Source organism: Paracidovorax avenae ATCC 19860, from assembly GCF_000176855.2.
GTDB lineage: Bacteria > Pseudomonadota > Gammaproteobacteria > Burkholderiales > Burkholderiaceae_C > Paracidovorax > Paracidovorax avenae.
The window spans coordinates 5,385,136-5,399,047 of the sequence record NC_015138.1; the positions used below are offsets into that span (position 1 = coordinate 5,385,136).

At 69.8% G+C, this 13,912-nt stretch carries 12 protein-coding genes; 3 read left to right on the top strand and 9 right to left on the bottom strand.

The genetic code is table 11. The features are described 5' to 3' along the window. Positions 1–136: 136 nt before the first annotated feature. From ACAV_RS24850 to ACAV_RS23360, 6 genes are all read right to left on the bottom strand, one after another. Positions 137–1,108, bottom strand: coding sequence for a hypothetical protein (locus ACAV_RS24850; protein ID WP_013597041.1), 972 nt, complete (start codon positions 1,106–1,108; stop codon positions 137–139). A gap of 97 nt (positions 1,109–1,205) precedes the next feature. After that, positions 1,206–1,853 (bottom strand): hypothetical protein, encoded by a 648-nt coding sequence (locus tag ACAV_RS23340; RefSeq protein WP_041829459.1) that lies wholly within the window; start codon positions 1,851–1,853, stop codon positions 1,206–1,208. 45 nt (positions 1,854–1,898) lie between these two features. After that, the gene (locus ACAV_RS25005; protein WP_013597043.1) at positions 1,899–2,372 is read right to left on the bottom strand and encodes a hypothetical protein; all 474 of its coding nucleotides are present in this window, start codon (positions 2,370–2,372) and stop codon (positions 1,899–1,901) included. Between the two features lie 147 nt (positions 2,373–2,519). Continuing rightward, positions 2,520–3,731, bottom strand: coding sequence for a tRNA 2-thiouridine(34) synthase MnmA (mnmA, locus tag ACAV_RS23350; protein WP_013597044.1), 1,212 nt, complete (start codon positions 3,729–3,731; stop codon positions 2,520–2,522). A gap of 91 nt (positions 3,732–3,822) precedes the next feature. Beyond that, positions 3,823–4,305 (bottom strand): NUDIX hydrolase, encoded by a 483-nt coding sequence (locus ACAV_RS23355; protein WP_041829460.1) that lies wholly within the window; start codon positions 4,303–4,305, stop codon positions 3,823–3,825. Positions 4,306–4,348: 43 nt separating this feature from the next. Next, on the bottom strand, positions 4,349–5,251 hold the full coding sequence (locus tag ACAV_RS23360; protein WP_013597046.1) for a DMT family transporter: 903 nt from the start codon (positions 5,249–5,251) through the stop codon (positions 4,349–4,351). 137 nt (positions 5,252–5,388) lie between these two features. Here ACAV_RS23360 and ACAV_RS23365 point away from each other — a divergent pair, with 137 nt between their 5' ends. After that, entirely contained in the window at positions 5,389–6,267 is an 879-nt protein-coding gene (locus ACAV_RS23365; RefSeq protein WP_013597047.1) for a LysR substrate-binding domain-containing protein, read from the top strand. Positions 6,268–6,400: 133 nt separating this feature from the next. Beyond that, complete coding sequence (locus tag ACAV_RS23370; protein WP_041828861.1) at positions 6,401–8,302, top strand: hypothetical protein; 1,902 nt, start codon at positions 6,401–6,403, stop codon at positions 8,300–8,302. Positions 8,303–8,323: 21 nt separating this feature from the next. On the opposite strand, the gene ACAV_RS23375 is transcribed toward ACAV_RS23370, so the two are convergent. Next, positions 8,324–8,875, bottom strand: a complete 552-nt coding sequence (locus tag ACAV_RS23375) for a GNAT family N-acetyltransferase (protein WP_013597049.1) — start codon at positions 8,873–8,875, stop codon at positions 8,324–8,326. A gap of 144 nt (positions 8,876–9,019) precedes the next feature. On the opposite strand from ACAV_RS23375, the gene ACAV_RS23380 reads away from it, so the two are divergent. Next, complete coding sequence (locus ACAV_RS23380; RefSeq protein WP_013597050.1) at positions 9,020–10,759, top strand: GGDEF domain-containing protein; 1,740 nt, start codon at positions 9,020–9,022, stop codon at positions 10,757–10,759. Positions 10,760–10,785: 26 nt separating this feature from the next. Here the strand turns inward: ACAV_RS23380 and ACAV_RS23385 are convergent, their stop codons facing one another. Together ACAV_RS23385 and ACAV_RS23390 are read right to left on the bottom strand one after the other, a co-directional pair. Then, entirely contained in the window at positions 10,786–11,493 is a 708-nt protein-coding gene (locus tag ACAV_RS23385) for a riboflavin synthase (RefSeq protein ID WP_013597051.1), read from the bottom strand. A 102-nt stretch (positions 11,494–11,595) separates the two neighbouring features. Then, positions 11,596–13,842, bottom strand: a complete 2,247-nt coding sequence (locus tag ACAV_RS23390) for a response regulator (protein ID WP_013597052.1) — start codon at positions 13,840–13,842, stop codon at positions 11,596–11,598. Between the last annotated feature and the right edge of the window lie 70 nt (positions 13,843–13,912).

The window sequence follows — 13,912 nt, forward strand, 5'->3', positions numbered from 1 at the left end:
AGGTTGCCTGCGGTCAAGGCATCAGTGTACAAACTGCCTGAGTTCTTCAACTGCTTCGTTGCTTCATCTCGAATAAAGGCTTCAGCCGCCATCTGCAGATTAGCGTACGACAGATATTCTTTAGTAGTTGGTGCTGTCATTGCTTCGCTCCCGTGGGCTTAAGGGACTTGTTGACAAAACGAACGGTCTGAGTCGCTTGAACTGTGGCGCCGCGTTGCGGTGCAAACTCAGGGCATGCGTTATCTGCGGCAAGCAACCATGGTGAGCGCCCTCCAACAGAAATGCCCTGCGCCCAGTCCACCATGTAACCAATGCGCTCGGCGATGACTTCATTGGTTTGCAAGTCGATCACTCTCAAAGAGCTCCCGGCAATCCAATAATCGCGCTCCTCTCGGGTTGATATGTCGTCATAGGTAACGCCATAGCGAGGGAGAGGAGCTGGCGAGGGCTTTCTTTCGAGTATATATTCATAGATATTGAGATCGAAATTTGGATTTCTTCTCAATTCAAGCTGAACATTTGGCGCATCAGCCTGCATCTTCCTAGTTGCCTTTACCGTACCTTTATAGCGATACCTCACTCCATCCTTTGGATCGACTGCTTCGACATAGTCATAGCCTCTGATATCGCCAGGCGACTGGGGTCTCGAAGTAGTTTTTTTCCAGGATTCATAGAAATCCTTCAGAAATACTTCAATATATCCATCGCCAGTTACATCACGACCATAGGGGTCATCCATCAAATACTGGTTTCCAAAGTTAATCTTATCGGGCCGAAGCTTCATCAAGAAAACTCCTTCCACGTCCTCTACAGTCCTGTGGATAAACACCCCCGCCTTCTTGCATCGCTCCCGGAACATTTCACCCGCGATGCGCTGGCGCTCCTTCAGTGATTGAGGCTGTTTTGATGCGGGGACATCCGCTGCAACGGCGTCGGAGTTCGGAAGCGTCCCGCAGCCACAGAGCCAGAGAGCCATGCCGGCCAGAAGAAGCTTGCTGATACGCGATCCTCGCGACTGACCAAGGCCCGTCTCCCTCGCCAAAACCCACTGAAACCGTGACGGCGTCGCCGTCGCGTCGTTGAGTTTTCGTACTGCGTCGTTTTTCATAGCAATCCCTGCTTTGCGTAACCGGCAACCGCGCCGGCGTATGTGCGTACCTCGGCTTCAACGCATCCGCGCGAAGCCATCCACTCGTGCCCCTGGCTTAGGCCAGCGGATTCGCAACCACAGCACCCAGCGCATCCCGGAACGCACTCGACACCGTCAGCGCCCCCCCTGCCGCCTGCGGCGCGAACCCCGCCATCGCCTGGACCAGCTGCTGCATGCCCCCTTCGAGCGCATCCGTGCCACCCACCATCCGGGTCGCTTCCTGCAGGGCATCGGTGAGGTCAGAGCCGCCATTCCCCCCAACGGCCGATGCCATGGCCCCGCCCTTCAGCACCGCCGCGAGATCGGTGCCCGCCACCAGTGCGCCGGAGGCGGGGCCCAGGACATCGCTGCCCGGCTCCACCTTCCAGGGCTTGGTCTCGGCCACGAAGGTCGGCCCTTCCCCCGCTTCCGGCTGGAACAACGTGGGGCGCGTGCTGCCCCATCCATCGCCCGCATCGCCGACATCGGCCAGAGCGATGGGCTTGAGGCTTCCCGTTTCCACACCATCCAGCGACGACAGGGCGTAGGCCTGTGGCAATGCCGCGCGCGCCGCGGCGAGTGCATCGTGCAGGGAACCGTGCGGTCCCTCCGGGCTGCCGGCAGCCGGCGCTGCGGTGTCATCGTCGCTGCCGGTGGCTGCGCGCACCCCGGCCGCGCGCAGCGCGGAAGCGAGGTTGGTTTGTGCGGTGTTGCTGTCCTTCATGGTCTTCATCCCTTCCTTGGTGTTTGAAACTCGATCTGGTTCTCTTCAGCGCTCGCGCAGGCTTTCGCTGCCGGCCTTCTGGATGGGGCCCGGGCGCTGTCCGGTCTTGATCTCGGCCGTGAGGTTCATGCCAGGCGCGAGGCGGATGTCTTTGTGCTCAAGGGGAGCTCGTCGCTCGGCCTTGGAGAGCTCCTGCGCGTTCTGTTTGCGATTGAGCTCGGCCTGGGCCCGCTGCTCGCTCAAGGTGCGGTAGGTTTCTGCGAAATAGGACGTGCGCGCCTGCCGCGCTTGCGCGAGCGCGGCGAGGGCTTCATGAAGGCGGGCCCGGGACCCGAGGCTTTGTGCGGCGCTCGCCAAGGCCGCGGCGCTGGATGGTGGGCGCGGTGAGCGCTCTAGGTGATGCGCCGGCGGCGCCACATCAGTCGCGAACTGGTGCAAATTCGCAATAAGGCGCATCGATTGCGGCGCCTGCGCTCCCGGCCCGCCGTTGGCCTGGAGTGCATCTCTCCCTTCCGCCATGCGGATTCCCCCATTTTTTCGCCCTCGCTCCCTGGAGGGCAGATATTGTTGTGTTAATGGGCGGGGATCGTAAGCGAAAGGCGCGGCGGAAGATGGCGTACGTCTCAGTTACGTACGAGAATTCTGTATCCTTTTGTTAGGCACTCTTCACGAAAGATCGGCGGAGCCTCCAGCGGCGGTGATTACCCCGCCCCCCAGGCACACCTCGCCGTCGTAGAGCACCGCGCTCTGCCCGGGCGTCACCGCCCACTGGGCCTCCGGAAACGCGAGCGCGAAATCCCCCCCCTCCGCCGGCGTGACCGTGCAGGCCGCATCCTGCTGCCGGTAGCGCGTCTTGGCCGCGCAGGCGCCGGCGGCTGGCGGCCGGCCCGCCACCCAGCTCGCATCGGTGGCCTGCAGCGTGTGCGACAGCAGCCAGGGATGGTCGTGCCCCTGCACCACGCGCAGCACGTTGCGTTCGACCTCCTTGCGCGCCACGAACCACGGCGCGTGCTCGCCGCCGCCGCGCTGCGCGCCTTTTTCCTTCACGCCGCCGATGCCCAGGCCCTGGCGCTGGCCCAGCGTGTAGAACGAGAGGCCCACGTGCTGCCCCAGCTTGCGCCCCCGGTCATCGAGGATCGGGCCCGGCGCGTGCTGGATGTAGCGGTTCAGGAACTCGCGGAACGGCCGCTCCCCGATGAAGCAGATGCCGGTGGAGTCCTTCTTCTTCGCGTTGGGCAGGCCGATCTCTTCCGCGATGCGGCGCACCTCGGTCTTGCGCAGCTCGCCCACGGGAAACAGCGTGCGCGAGAGCTGCGCCTGGTTCAGGCGGTGCAGGAAATAGCTCTGGTCCTTGGCCGGGTCCAGCCCCTTTAGCAACTCGTACCGCCAATGAGGATCCTGCGCGCTATCGCACGCGGTCGCGTGCGATTCCATCCTGTCATGCCTCCCGGACATGGCGCCCGGATCTGCCGCAACGCGGCGGACACGGGCGTAATGGCCGGTGGCGATTTTCTCGGCGCCCACGCGCATGGCGTGGTCCAGGAAGGCCTTGAACTTGATCTCGGCGTTGCAGAGCACGTCCGGATTGGGCGTGCGGCCGGCCTCGTACTCGCGCAGGAACTCGGCGAACACGCGATCCTTGTACTCGGCGGCGAAGTTGACGTGCTCGATCTCGATGCCGATCACGTCGGCCACGGCCGCGGCATCGACGAAATCGACGTTGGAGGAACAGTACTCGCTGTCGTCGTCGTCCTCCCAGTTCTTCATGAAGATGCCCACGACTTCGTGGCCCTGCTGCTTCAGGAGATGGGCGGTCACCGCGGAATCCACGCCGCCGGAGAGGCCGACGACGATGCGCTGCTTGGGGGAGGCTGTCATGCCCGGGATTGTATTTTTCGGGCGGGAGACCTGCTCGCGGCGCGCGCCAAAGGCCTGCCGGCGGCAGGCCGCCAACGTGACCGCAGCCGCGTCAGCTTCCGCGCAGCACGCTCGCGTCGGTATGGATCATGTCCACCGGGTGCCGCTGCCCGGCGAGGTAGTCCTCGATGCAGCGCATCACCAGCGGGCTGCGGTGGCGGTCGGCGCAGGAGCGCAGCTCATCGGGCGTCATCCACACGGTGCGCACGATGCCGTCGTCGAGCGTGCGCCAGGCATGGTGCGCGCCCAGCGTGCCGGTGAAGGCGAATCGCAGGTAGGTGATGTCGTCGCCCGTGCGGGTGCGCGTGAAACGGTTGAGGTAGATCCCGACCAGCGCGGTGGCGGTGAAGTCGTAGGCCGTTTCCTCAAGCACTTCGCGCACGCAGGCCTGTTCGGGCGACTCCCCAGGGTCGAGATGCCCGGCGGGATTGTTGAGCCGCAGCCCGTCGGCCGTGTCCTCTTCCACGAGGAGGAAGCGGCCTCCCTGCTCGATGACGGCGGCCACGGTGACGTTGGGTTTCCAGCGGTTGGGCATGGCGCGCATTATGACCATGCCGCCGCACCGCCGGCCAGTCCCTTCACGGCCGCGGGGGTGCCGGCCGCAGCACCAGCCAGAGCGCCAGCGCGATCAGGGCGCCGCCCGCGGCATGTGCAACGGTCACGGTTTCGTCCAGCAGCAGCCAGCCCCAGGCCACGCCGAACACGGGCACGAGGAAGGTGACGGAAAGGGCCTTGAGCGGCCCCACATCCGCGATCAGCCGGAAATACAGCACGTAGGCCCACGCGGTGCAGAGCAGCCCCATGGCCAGCAGCGCCGCCCACACCTGCGCAGGCGCCGCGGCCCACTGGCCTGCGAGGGCCGGCTGGCTCCAGGCCTGCCATGCCGCCCAGGGCGCCAGCGCCAGCACGGCGCCCCACTGGCTGCCCAGCGCGACCAGGCGGCTGTCCAGCCCGCCGCGTGCGGTGATCCAGCGGCGCGTGAGGAAGCCCGCGAGGCCGTAGCAGGCCGTGGCCGCCAGGCACGCCGCGATGCCCGCCGCGACCTGCGCGGTGAGGACGACCGGCCCGGCCTGCGCCAGCACGGCCACGCCGGCCATGCCGAGCAGCACGCCCGCGGCGCCCGCGCCGGTGATGCGCTCGCCGAAGGCCGCCGCGCCGATGAGCACGCCCATGAGCGGCGTGGTGGCGTTCAGCATGGCGCTGTAGCCGGCGGGCAGCACCCGCGCGGCCAGCGCGAACATGCAGAACGGAATGCCCGAGTTCACCACCCCGAGCACGAGCACGGCGCCCAGCCGTCCCCGGAAGGCGGGGCGCTGCCGCGTCAACGCCACCAGCACCATCAACCCCAGCGCGGCCAGCAGCACGCGCCCGAAGGCCGTGGGCACGGCACCCAGCGCCGGGACGGTGTAGCGGGTGAAGAGAAAGCTCCCGCCCCACAGGGCGGCGAGCAGCACGAGACGCAGGAGGCTGGCGGAAGACATGGCAGGTGGTGTCCAGGCAGGTGAACGGAAGAACAGAAGACCAGGCCGGCGTGCGGCCGCAGGGACATTCTCGGCAGAGGGCTGCAGCGGCAGCAAACGATTTATGCTGCGAGATCGTTTAGTTCTGCTTAACAGCCATGCGCCTTCCCCCGCTTGCTTCCGTACGCTTCTTTGAGGCGGCCGCCCGCCACCTGAGCGTGCGCGCCGCGGCCGCGGAACTGCATGTGACCCCGGGCGCGGTATCGCAGCAGGTGCGCAGGCTGGAGGACTTCCTGGGTTGCGCGCTGTTCGAGCGGTTGCCGCGCGGGCTCGCGCTCACGCCCGCGGGGCGCGACTACCTTGCGGCCTGCGCCGAGGCACTGGCGCTCGTCGGCCACGCCACCGCGCGCCTGCAGGCGCTGGGACAGCGGCGCGTGGTGCGGCTCAGCTGCACCGCCGGCTTCGCGGTGCAGTGGCTGGTGCCGCGGCTGGAGGATTTCTCGCGCGTGGCACCGGATGTCGATGTGCACGTGAGCACCACCGACCGGGTGGTCGATCTGGCGTCCGAGGACATCCATTTCGCGGTACGCCATGGCCTGGGCGTGGCACCAGGGCTGCAGGCCGAGGTGCTGGTGGCCGACGACCTGGTGCCGGTCTGCAGCCCGCGCCTGATCGCACCCCGGCGCGTGCCCCGCATCACCGACATCACCGGCGCCCGGCTGCTGCACGACGGACACCGCGGCGACTGGCGGCTCTGGTGCGAGGCGAACGGGGCCCTGGGCGTGGACTGCAGCCAGGGCGTGGTGTTCACGCATTCCAACGGCACGATCGAGGCAGCCCTGGCAGGCCGGGGCTTCGCCCTGGCGCGGCAGGGCTTCGTGGCCGGGGAGATCGCGGCGCGCACGCTCGTGGCCGTGCGGTCGGCCGCACTGGCGACGCCGCTGGCCTACCGGCTGGTGTACCGGCCGGAAGTACTGGTGGACCCTGCCCTGCGCAGCTTCCGCGACTGGATCACCGCACAGGCCGCCGCCTCCTGAACCCGGCACACCAGACGCCGGCCCGCGACCCGTCCGCCGCCGGCTTCGCGCCTGCGGGCACCTATTCGCGCGCATGCCTGCAGAAGATGGGCAGCCCTCCGAGACTCCGGATTATTTTTCCCGATAACTCCAAATGTCTGCGATCAACAGTTCTTCCATCTCCCCTGCAGCCGCACAGCGGCCTGCTTCCCCGCCGGCCGCAGCCGCGGCTGCGGACAGTCCGCAGCGTGAATCCACGCGCGTCGCGTTGCCGGAGGGAATGCCCTCCCCGGCCCAGCGGTCCGGCCGCAGCGAAGGCAGCGCCACGCCGCCGCGCTCCCCCCTGCCACGGCCTGCCTCGCCATCCGTGACCTCGGCCACCTCTGCGGCCGCGAGCCCGGCCCGGCTCGCGGAAGCCGCGCCGGACGCGCCAGGCCCTGCCGGAGCGGGGGCGCGCCTGGGGCAGTTCCTCAAGACCATGGGGAACATGGTCGATGCCCGCACGGCCGTGATGCGCGGCGACGACGCGGAATTCATGCAGGAGTTCAAGGGCCGGGCAGACCCGGAGCGCGGGGTGCTTCCCGCAGGCAGCACGCTGCCGGAACTGCGGAACGCCGCGCAGACGCTGCGCACGCAGTTGCTGGCGCAGGACGTTCCCGCCGAGCTCCAGACGCGATTCGAGGGCCGGCTCGCTCACCTGGATTCGACGCTGGAGGCGCTGGAGACCGAGCAGCCGCTGGCACGCCGTGCCGCGGTCTATCTCGGCATGAATGCGCTGTTGCCCGTCCTGCCCGTCGCCATCGCGTTCCGCGGCCACCAGAACCAGTTCGAGGCCGAACTGGCCGGCCTCTACGCCAAGACCGCCTTGATGGCGATCGGCTCGGCACGCTCGCCCACGGGGGCGAACCGGCACAGCGCCATGGACCATTTCATGTCGCGCCACTACATCAACGTGGTGCAGGCAGCGATCTTCGCGCTGCCCACGTTCGTGCCGCAACTGCATAAGCTCAACGGGCATCCGGCCTTCAACGTGGGCGCTGGCATGGTGTCCACCGCGGCGCTGTTCCTCGGCTTCCTGGGCAAGGAGACGCGGGAGCTCACCAACCGCATGCGCCACGGCGTGCCGGACCCGGAGCTTGCCGCGGCCGGTACCCGCCTGCAGCAGGCGGCCGGCTTCCCCGCAGGGCCTGCGGAACCGGCCGCAGACGACGCGGGCGAGGCCGTGCAGGCCGCACGCGAAGCCGCCGTCCAGGCGCGCACGGCCCTCTCGCAGGCGCTCGACCTGGCCCGCGCAGACCAGAAGGCCGTCACCAACGCCAAGGCCAGCTTCCTGGCCCAGGGCGACGGCAAGGAGCTCAGTCCGGTCACCAGCAAGCAGTTGACGCTGGTCGCGGATGCGTTCCTGTCCATCGCCACCGACCTGGAGCGCGTGCTGCACCCCGCGGGCCTGCCCGAGCAGGCCGCCTCGGCCGCCAACGGAGCAGAACAGGAAGCCGAGAAGGCCGAACGCATCGCGAAATACGCCCTGGCGGCCTTCACCGGTGCCGTCTGCGCGACCACGACCGGCCTGATGTATCCCGACCAGATCGGGATGGTGGACCTGGCGTCCGACGCGGCGTTCACCGTGGCCCTGATGGTCGCCAACGCCCGCAACCCCAACGTCACGCGCCGCGATGCGCTCGACGAGTTCAAGTCGTTCGCGGGCCTCAGCCTCGTGATGATCGCGGTGCTGACGGCCAACCATGCCGCGGACGATTTCATCGAGAAGAACACCACCGGCATGCTGTTGGGGGCGGCGGCCATGGCCCTGCTCAACGTGTCCATTCCCGGACCGGTGGGCCACCTGGCCGGCGCGGGCCTGGAAAAGATGTATGCGGGGCTGCAGTCGATGCGGCCCGCGGAACTCTCGCAGGCGCTGCGCGGCATGGGGCACAACGCGATGGAGTGGCTGCGGGGGCAGTTCACGGGTGCGGCACCGGTATCGGTGCCGTCGAGCGTCGAGATCCACGAGATCCAGGAGCCGGAGGCTCCGCGCCACGCGCCCGCAGCTCCCTGAGCAGGCCGGGGCGTGCCCTGCCTACAGCAGGCGCTCCATGTACACCGCCTGCGCGCCATAGCCCGCCAGGCGTTCGCGCGCCTCGGCCGATGCAGGCTCGCGCACCGCATAGCCCTGGCGCTCCCAGTAGGCGCGCGAGCCCTGCACCGAGACGAGGGCGGTGTGCTGCAGCCCGGCGGCGCGGGCTTCGTTCCACGCTGCCTGCAGCAACGCGCTGGCCAGCCCCTGGCCCGCGCAGGCGGGGTGCACGGCCATGTCGTGCAGGTAGAGCATGTCGGGCACCCCGGCGGGCACCTCGAAATCGCCGTGCAGCGGCGTCACCTTGCCGCGAACGGAGCGATAGGCGGCCAAGTAGGCCTGCACGGCGCCGGGCGCCCCGGCGACCAGCGAACAGTTCACGGGACTGGCCAGCCGCCGCGCGAAAACGTCGGCGCTTTCGAGAAACCCCTCGCCATAGCAGGCCCGCTGCACTGCCAGCAGGCCGGGCAGGTCTTCCCCGCCCAGCCGGCGTATGGGTGGCACGGGAGCGGGGGAAGGGACGGACGTGGAGGCCGGATCGGCAGGAGAGTGCATGGAACCCGTGTGTTCCGGTCGGGTTCGAAGGGCAACCCGGCCGTGGGACGTCACTGTATGTAATAGAGTGCCGACAGTACATCACAACGCGAACAGTGCTCCGGCGGGCTGGCCGACCCGGACCGGTGGCGGCCACGTGCCTTCATGTCCCTCAACCATTTCCTGCGCCTCATCGGCATCGTGCTGGCCACCGTGACGGCCCTGCTGGCCGCGCATGCCAGCTGGGGGCAATGGCGTTCGTGGCGCGCGGCGGACGCCGGATCGCGCGCGCTGGCGGACCTCGGCCTGGGCCTGGTGGCGACCGAGCGGGTATCGCGCGAGCGCGGCCCGACGAACGCACGCCTCGGCGCGCTCGATGGAGCGCCCGACCCGCAGGCCGTCGCCGCCCTGGCGCGGGCGCGGGAAAGCACCGGCCAGGCCATGGCGCAGCTGCGCGCCATGCTGGCCGCCCGCACGCAGCTGCCGCACATGGACGCCCTGCTGGCCGGAGCGGACGATACCGCGCAGGCACTCGCCCGCGCACGGGCGGCGGCCGACGCGGTCATCTCCCTTCCCCACGCCCAGCGCACGCCCGAGGCCGTGCGCGCGAGCGTCTATGGCCTCGCAGCCATCGTGCCGCGGTTCGCGCCGGTCAACAGCGCCCTGATCCAGGCCGTGCGGACGGCCCAGCCGTCCATGGACGGCGACACGCAGATGCTGCGGATCACCGCGGAGCTGCGCGAGCATGCGGGCCTGCTCGGGTCGCACTTCACCGCCGCGCTGGCGAAGCAGCGGCCGTTCACGCCCGAAGAACGGCATGCGATCGAGCAGACGCGCGGGCGCATCATGGCGCTGCAGTTCCTGCTGGAGCAGCGCCTGGCCCGCCAGGATGCCCCGCCCGACATCGCCCAGGCCTGGGAGGCCGTGGACAGCGGCTACTTCGGCCATGCGGCGCGGGACATCGTCGCCCCCGTGCTGGCGGCCGGCGAACGGGACGGACGCTACGGCATCACCGCCGCCCAGTTCGCGGAGCGCTACGTGCCCGAACTGGGCAAGGTGGTGGCCCTGCGAGACCGGCTGATGGCGCGGCTGCAGGCCGACGCCCTCGCCGCCCGGGAGCGCGCCCTGCACAGCCTCGTGGAGGTGGCGGGCGCCTCGGCCCTGCTCTGGGCCATCCTCGCGGGCACGCTGGCCATGCTGCACGCCCGCGTGCTGCGCCCCCTGGCCCAGACGACACGGGCCCTGCAGGACCTGGCCCGCAACCGCCTGGACGCACCGCTGCCCCGGCCCGCGGCCGACGACGAGATCGCCGCGGTGATCGGCGCCGTGCGCGCGCTGCAGGAGCACACGCAGGCCCGGCAGGTGCTCGAGCGCGAGCGCGACGGCCTCATCGCGCAGCTGCGCGAGCAGTCGCTCACCGATTTCCTCACGGGGCTGCCCAACCGGCGCGCGTTTTTCGCGGCGGCGCGCGAACGCGTCGCACAGGCGCGGCAGCAGCGCTTCGACGTCGCCCTGATGCTGCTGGACGTGGACCTGTTCAAGAGCTTCAACGATCGCGCGGGGCATGCCGCCGGCGACGAGGCGCTGCGGGCCGTGGCACGTGCGGTGCGCAACACCCTGCGCCCGGGCGACCTCGTGGCGCGGTATGGGGGCGAGGAATTCGTGGTGCTGCTCGGCCCCTGCGCGGGCCCCGAGGGTGCGGCATGCGCCGAGCGCCTGCGCCACGCCATCGAGACGGCACCGGTCATCCTGCCCTCGGGGGAGCGCTTCCGGCTCACGGCCAGCGTGGGCGTGGCGGTTTCCCAGCGCCACGGCCTGGTGCTGGACCACCTGCTCTCGGAAGCGGACACCGCCCTCTACCGGGCCAAGGACCGGGGCCGCAACCGCGTAGAGGAAGCCGCCTGAATGCCAGGCCGGCGGCGCGCCGCGCTTCAGCGCTGCAGGGCGGCCGGAGGGCGCACGAAATCGTCCAGCGACAGGCCCTTCTCCCGCAGCAGCGCTTCCAGCACCGGGCGCAGTTCGCCGAGGCTTTCCTCCACCGCCTCGCGCACCGTGTCCACCACGACCTGGGTGCTGCGTTCGATTTCCACGTTGAGCGCGTCGCCCGCGCGCAGGTCCTCGAACACGGTGGCGCGGCGCGTCTCGGGAATCAGCCAGACCTCGAACCACCCCTCGGCACGGTTCACCTCGGCCACGGTCAGGCTGGCGCCGTGCAGGGCGATGTAGCCCTTGGCGAAGACATAGCGGCGGAACGGGGCCGGCACCGCCACGCGCCACACGCGGTTGTTCTCGGAATCGCGCACGCTCTGCAGGGTGGCCGCGAAATCGATGTGGCCCGACAGCGGATGGCCGCCGATCTCCGCGCCGTCGCGGGCCGCCCGCTCCACGTTCACGCGCCGCCCGGCCGCATAGCCGCCCAGCGTGGTCACGTTCAGGCTCTGCAGCATCACGTCGAAAGCCGCCGACGTGGGCGAGACCAGGCGCGTCACCGTGAGGCACACGCCATCCACCGCGACGCTGGCGCCGATGGCGAGCCCTTCGCAGAAGCCGGGGGGAAACTCGATCACGAAGGTGCGCAGCCCTTCGCGGTCCTGCAGCTCGGCGAGGGTGGCGGTGGCCTGGACGATACCTGTGAACATGGCGCGGATCTCTGTGGATGAAGGAAGCGGGAGGCGCCGGGCATTGTGCCACCGGGGCCCTCTCCCCGCTCCGGCAGGGGCGCCCCGGGAAGGCGGACCGCGTTACGCGCCCAGGGCCGCGGCCACGCGCGCCGCGAGCACGTCCAGGTCGAAGGGCTTGGTGAGCACGCCCATGCCCGGATCCAGGTCACGATCGCCGATCACGGCCTGCTCCGCATAGCCGGTGATGAACAGCACGGGCAGGCCCGGGCGCAGCGCGCGGCCGGCATCCGCCACCTGGCGGCCGTTCATGCCGCCGGGCAGGCCCACGTCGGTGAGCAGGAGATCGAGCCGCCCGGCCCCGCGCAGCATCTCCAGCGCGGAGGGCCCGTCCTCTGCCTCGAGCACGCGGTAGCCCTGCTCGCGCAGCGACTCCGCCACCGTCGAGCGCACGGCAGGCTCGTCGTCCACCAGCAGGACCGCGGGCATGTCGCGCCCCGGCCCGGACACAGGCGCCCGGGCCTGGCCGGCAGGCGACGCCGTGGCGCCCGGGCCGGCCGGCAGTTCCGCCTCCGCGCCGGCATGGCGGGGCAGCCAGAGGGTGATCGTCGTTCCCTGCCCCGCCACCGAAGCGATGCGGGCAGAGCCGCCCGACTGCTGGGCGAAGCCATAGACCATGGACAGCCCCAGGCCGGTACCCTGCCCCAGGGGCTTGGTGGTGAAGAAGGGCTCGAAGGCCCGTGCCGCCACGTCGGGTGCCATGCCCTCGCCGGTATCGGCCACCGACAGCGCGGCATATTCACCCGGCGGCAGGTCGGTGGCATGGCGCGGGTGCGGCCCGTCGCCGGGCTGCCCGGCGGCATGGTTGGCGGTGGCAATGCGCAGGGTGCCGCCGCGGGGCATCGCATCGCGCGCGTTGATGCACAAGTTCAGCAGCGAATTCTCGATCTGCCCGGCGTCGGCCCGCACCATCCAGAGCCCTGCGGCAGGCTCGAACCGCACCGCGATGGCGGGCCCCACGGTGCGCTGCACCAGCTCCAGCAGGTCCGCGACGAGCTGGTTCAAGTCCACCACGATGGGTGCCAGGGTCTGGCGGCGGGAAAACGCGAGCAGGCGGTGCGTGAGCGAGGCCGCACGCTTGGCGGATCGGTGCGCCGTGTCGATGCAGCGCTCCATGTCGGCCACGCGTCCCTGGGACACGCGCAGCCGCAGCAGGTCCAGGCTCGCCATGATGCCGGCCAGCAGGTTGTTGAAGTCGTGCGCGATGCCCCCGGTGAGCTGCCCCACGGCCTCCATCTTCTGGGCCTGGCGCAATGCCTCTTCCGCGGCCATCAGCTCGCGGGTGCGCTCTTCGACCTTGGTTTCCAGCGTGTCGGCCAGCACGCGCAGCTGCTGCTCCGCGGTGCGCCGCTGCACGGCCATGCGCGTGCGGTGGGCCACGCTGCGGATCAGCGCCAGTTCGTCCTCGGACCACTCCCGCGGCACCGGGTGGTTCAGGAACAGCATCGCCACGAGCCGCCCGCCCTCGATCAGCGGCAGGTTCACCAGCGCCCCTGCCTGCACCGCCCGCAGGGCGGGCACGTGGCTGGCGGTGCGCTCGTCGGTGGACACATCGTTCACGGTGACGATATGGCCGCGCAGCAGGTCTTCGTAGAACCGGCCATAGTGGGGAAGATGGTGCCGGCCCACGGCCGTGGACATGCCCAGGGACGTCCAGTCACGCACGATGGTGACGGTGTTCGTCTCGTCGATGTCCCCGTAGCCCGCGCGTCCCACGCCGAGCGTTTCACCCAGCACGCGCGCGGCGGCGTAGGCCATGTCGGCGGGGTCCTCGAGCGAGCGGAAGCTGTCGTCGAGCTGCAGCAGCGCCTGCGTGCGGCGCTCGGCGAGCGTCTGTTCGGTGACATCCTGGGCCGTTCCTGCAATGCGCAGGCTGCGGCCGGCCACGCCGCCCTGCACCTGGGCCAGCACCTTGAGCCAGCGCACCCGGCCGTCCGCGCGCCGGATGCGGTGGTCGAGCGCGTACTCCTGGCGCTGCGCGATGCTGTGCTCGAAAGCGGCCCGCACGCGCCCGGCATCGTCGGGATGCACAGACGCCACCACCGCCCGCCAGCTCAGCGGCTGCTCGGCAGGCAGGCCGAAATGCTCGCGGCAGACTTCGGAGCTGGTGAGCGCGAACGTCTCCAGGTCCAGCTCCCACAGGCCGATGCGTCCCGCGATCGCGGCGAAGCGCAGGTGCGCCTCCCGCTCCTCGAGCGCACGCACGCGCTGCCCCGCCACGGCAAGCGGCACCGGGGCCAACCCGCCGGGCGCGGGATCGTCATCCCCCCCGGGCGTGGGCGGCTGCGGAGGAACGGGCGACAGGGTCAAAGGACGGAAGCTCCCCAAACGGGCCACCGGGGCGGCCGCGTCGGACTACCGGCACCACGATGGCGAAAAC

Excerpts from the sequence above, each read along its gene's own strand:
- ACAV_RS23385 (WP_013597051.1), bottom strand. The coding sequence starts at position 11,493 with ATGTTCACAGGTATCGTCCAGGCCACCGCCACCCTCGCCGAGCTGCAG.
- mnmA (WP_013597044.1), bottom strand. The coding sequence starts at position 3,731 with ATGACAGCCTCCCCCAAGCAGCGCATCGTCGTCGGCCTCTCCGGCGGC.
- ACAV_RS23355 (WP_041829460.1), bottom strand. The coding sequence starts at position 4,305 with ATGCCCAACCGCTGGAAACCCAACGTCACCGTGGCCGCCGTCATCGAG.
- ACAV_RS23340 (WP_041829459.1), bottom strand. The coding sequence starts at position 1,853 with ATGAAGGACAGCAACACCGCACAAACCAACCTCGCTTCCGCGCTGCGC.
- ACAV_RS25005 (WP_013597043.1), bottom strand. The coding sequence starts at position 2,372 with ATGGCGGAAGGGAGAGATGCACTCCAGGCCAACGGCGGGCCGGGAGCG.
- ACAV_RS23365 (WP_013597047.1), top strand. The coding sequence starts at position 5,389 with ATGCGCCTTCCCCCGCTTGCTTCCGTACGCTTCTTTGAGGCGGCCGCC.
- ACAV_RS23370 (WP_041828861.1), top strand. The coding sequence starts at position 6,401 with ATGTCTGCGATCAACAGTTCTTCCATCTCCCCTGCAGCCGCACAGCGG.
- ACAV_RS24850 (WP_013597041.1), bottom strand. The coding sequence starts at position 1,108 with ATGAAAAACGACGCAGTACGAAAACTCAACGACGCGACGGCGACGCCG.
- ACAV_RS23360 (WP_013597046.1), bottom strand. The coding sequence starts at position 5,251 with ATGTCTTCCGCCAGCCTCCTGCGTCTCGTGCTGCTCGCCGCCCTGTGG.
- ACAV_RS23375 (WP_013597049.1), bottom strand. The coding sequence starts at position 8,875 with ATGCACTCTCCTGCCGATCCGGCCTCCACGTCCGTCCCTTCCCCCGCT.
- ACAV_RS23380 (WP_013597050.1), top strand. The coding sequence starts at position 9,020 with ATGTCCCTCAACCATTTCCTGCGCCTCATCGGCATCGTGCTGGCCACC.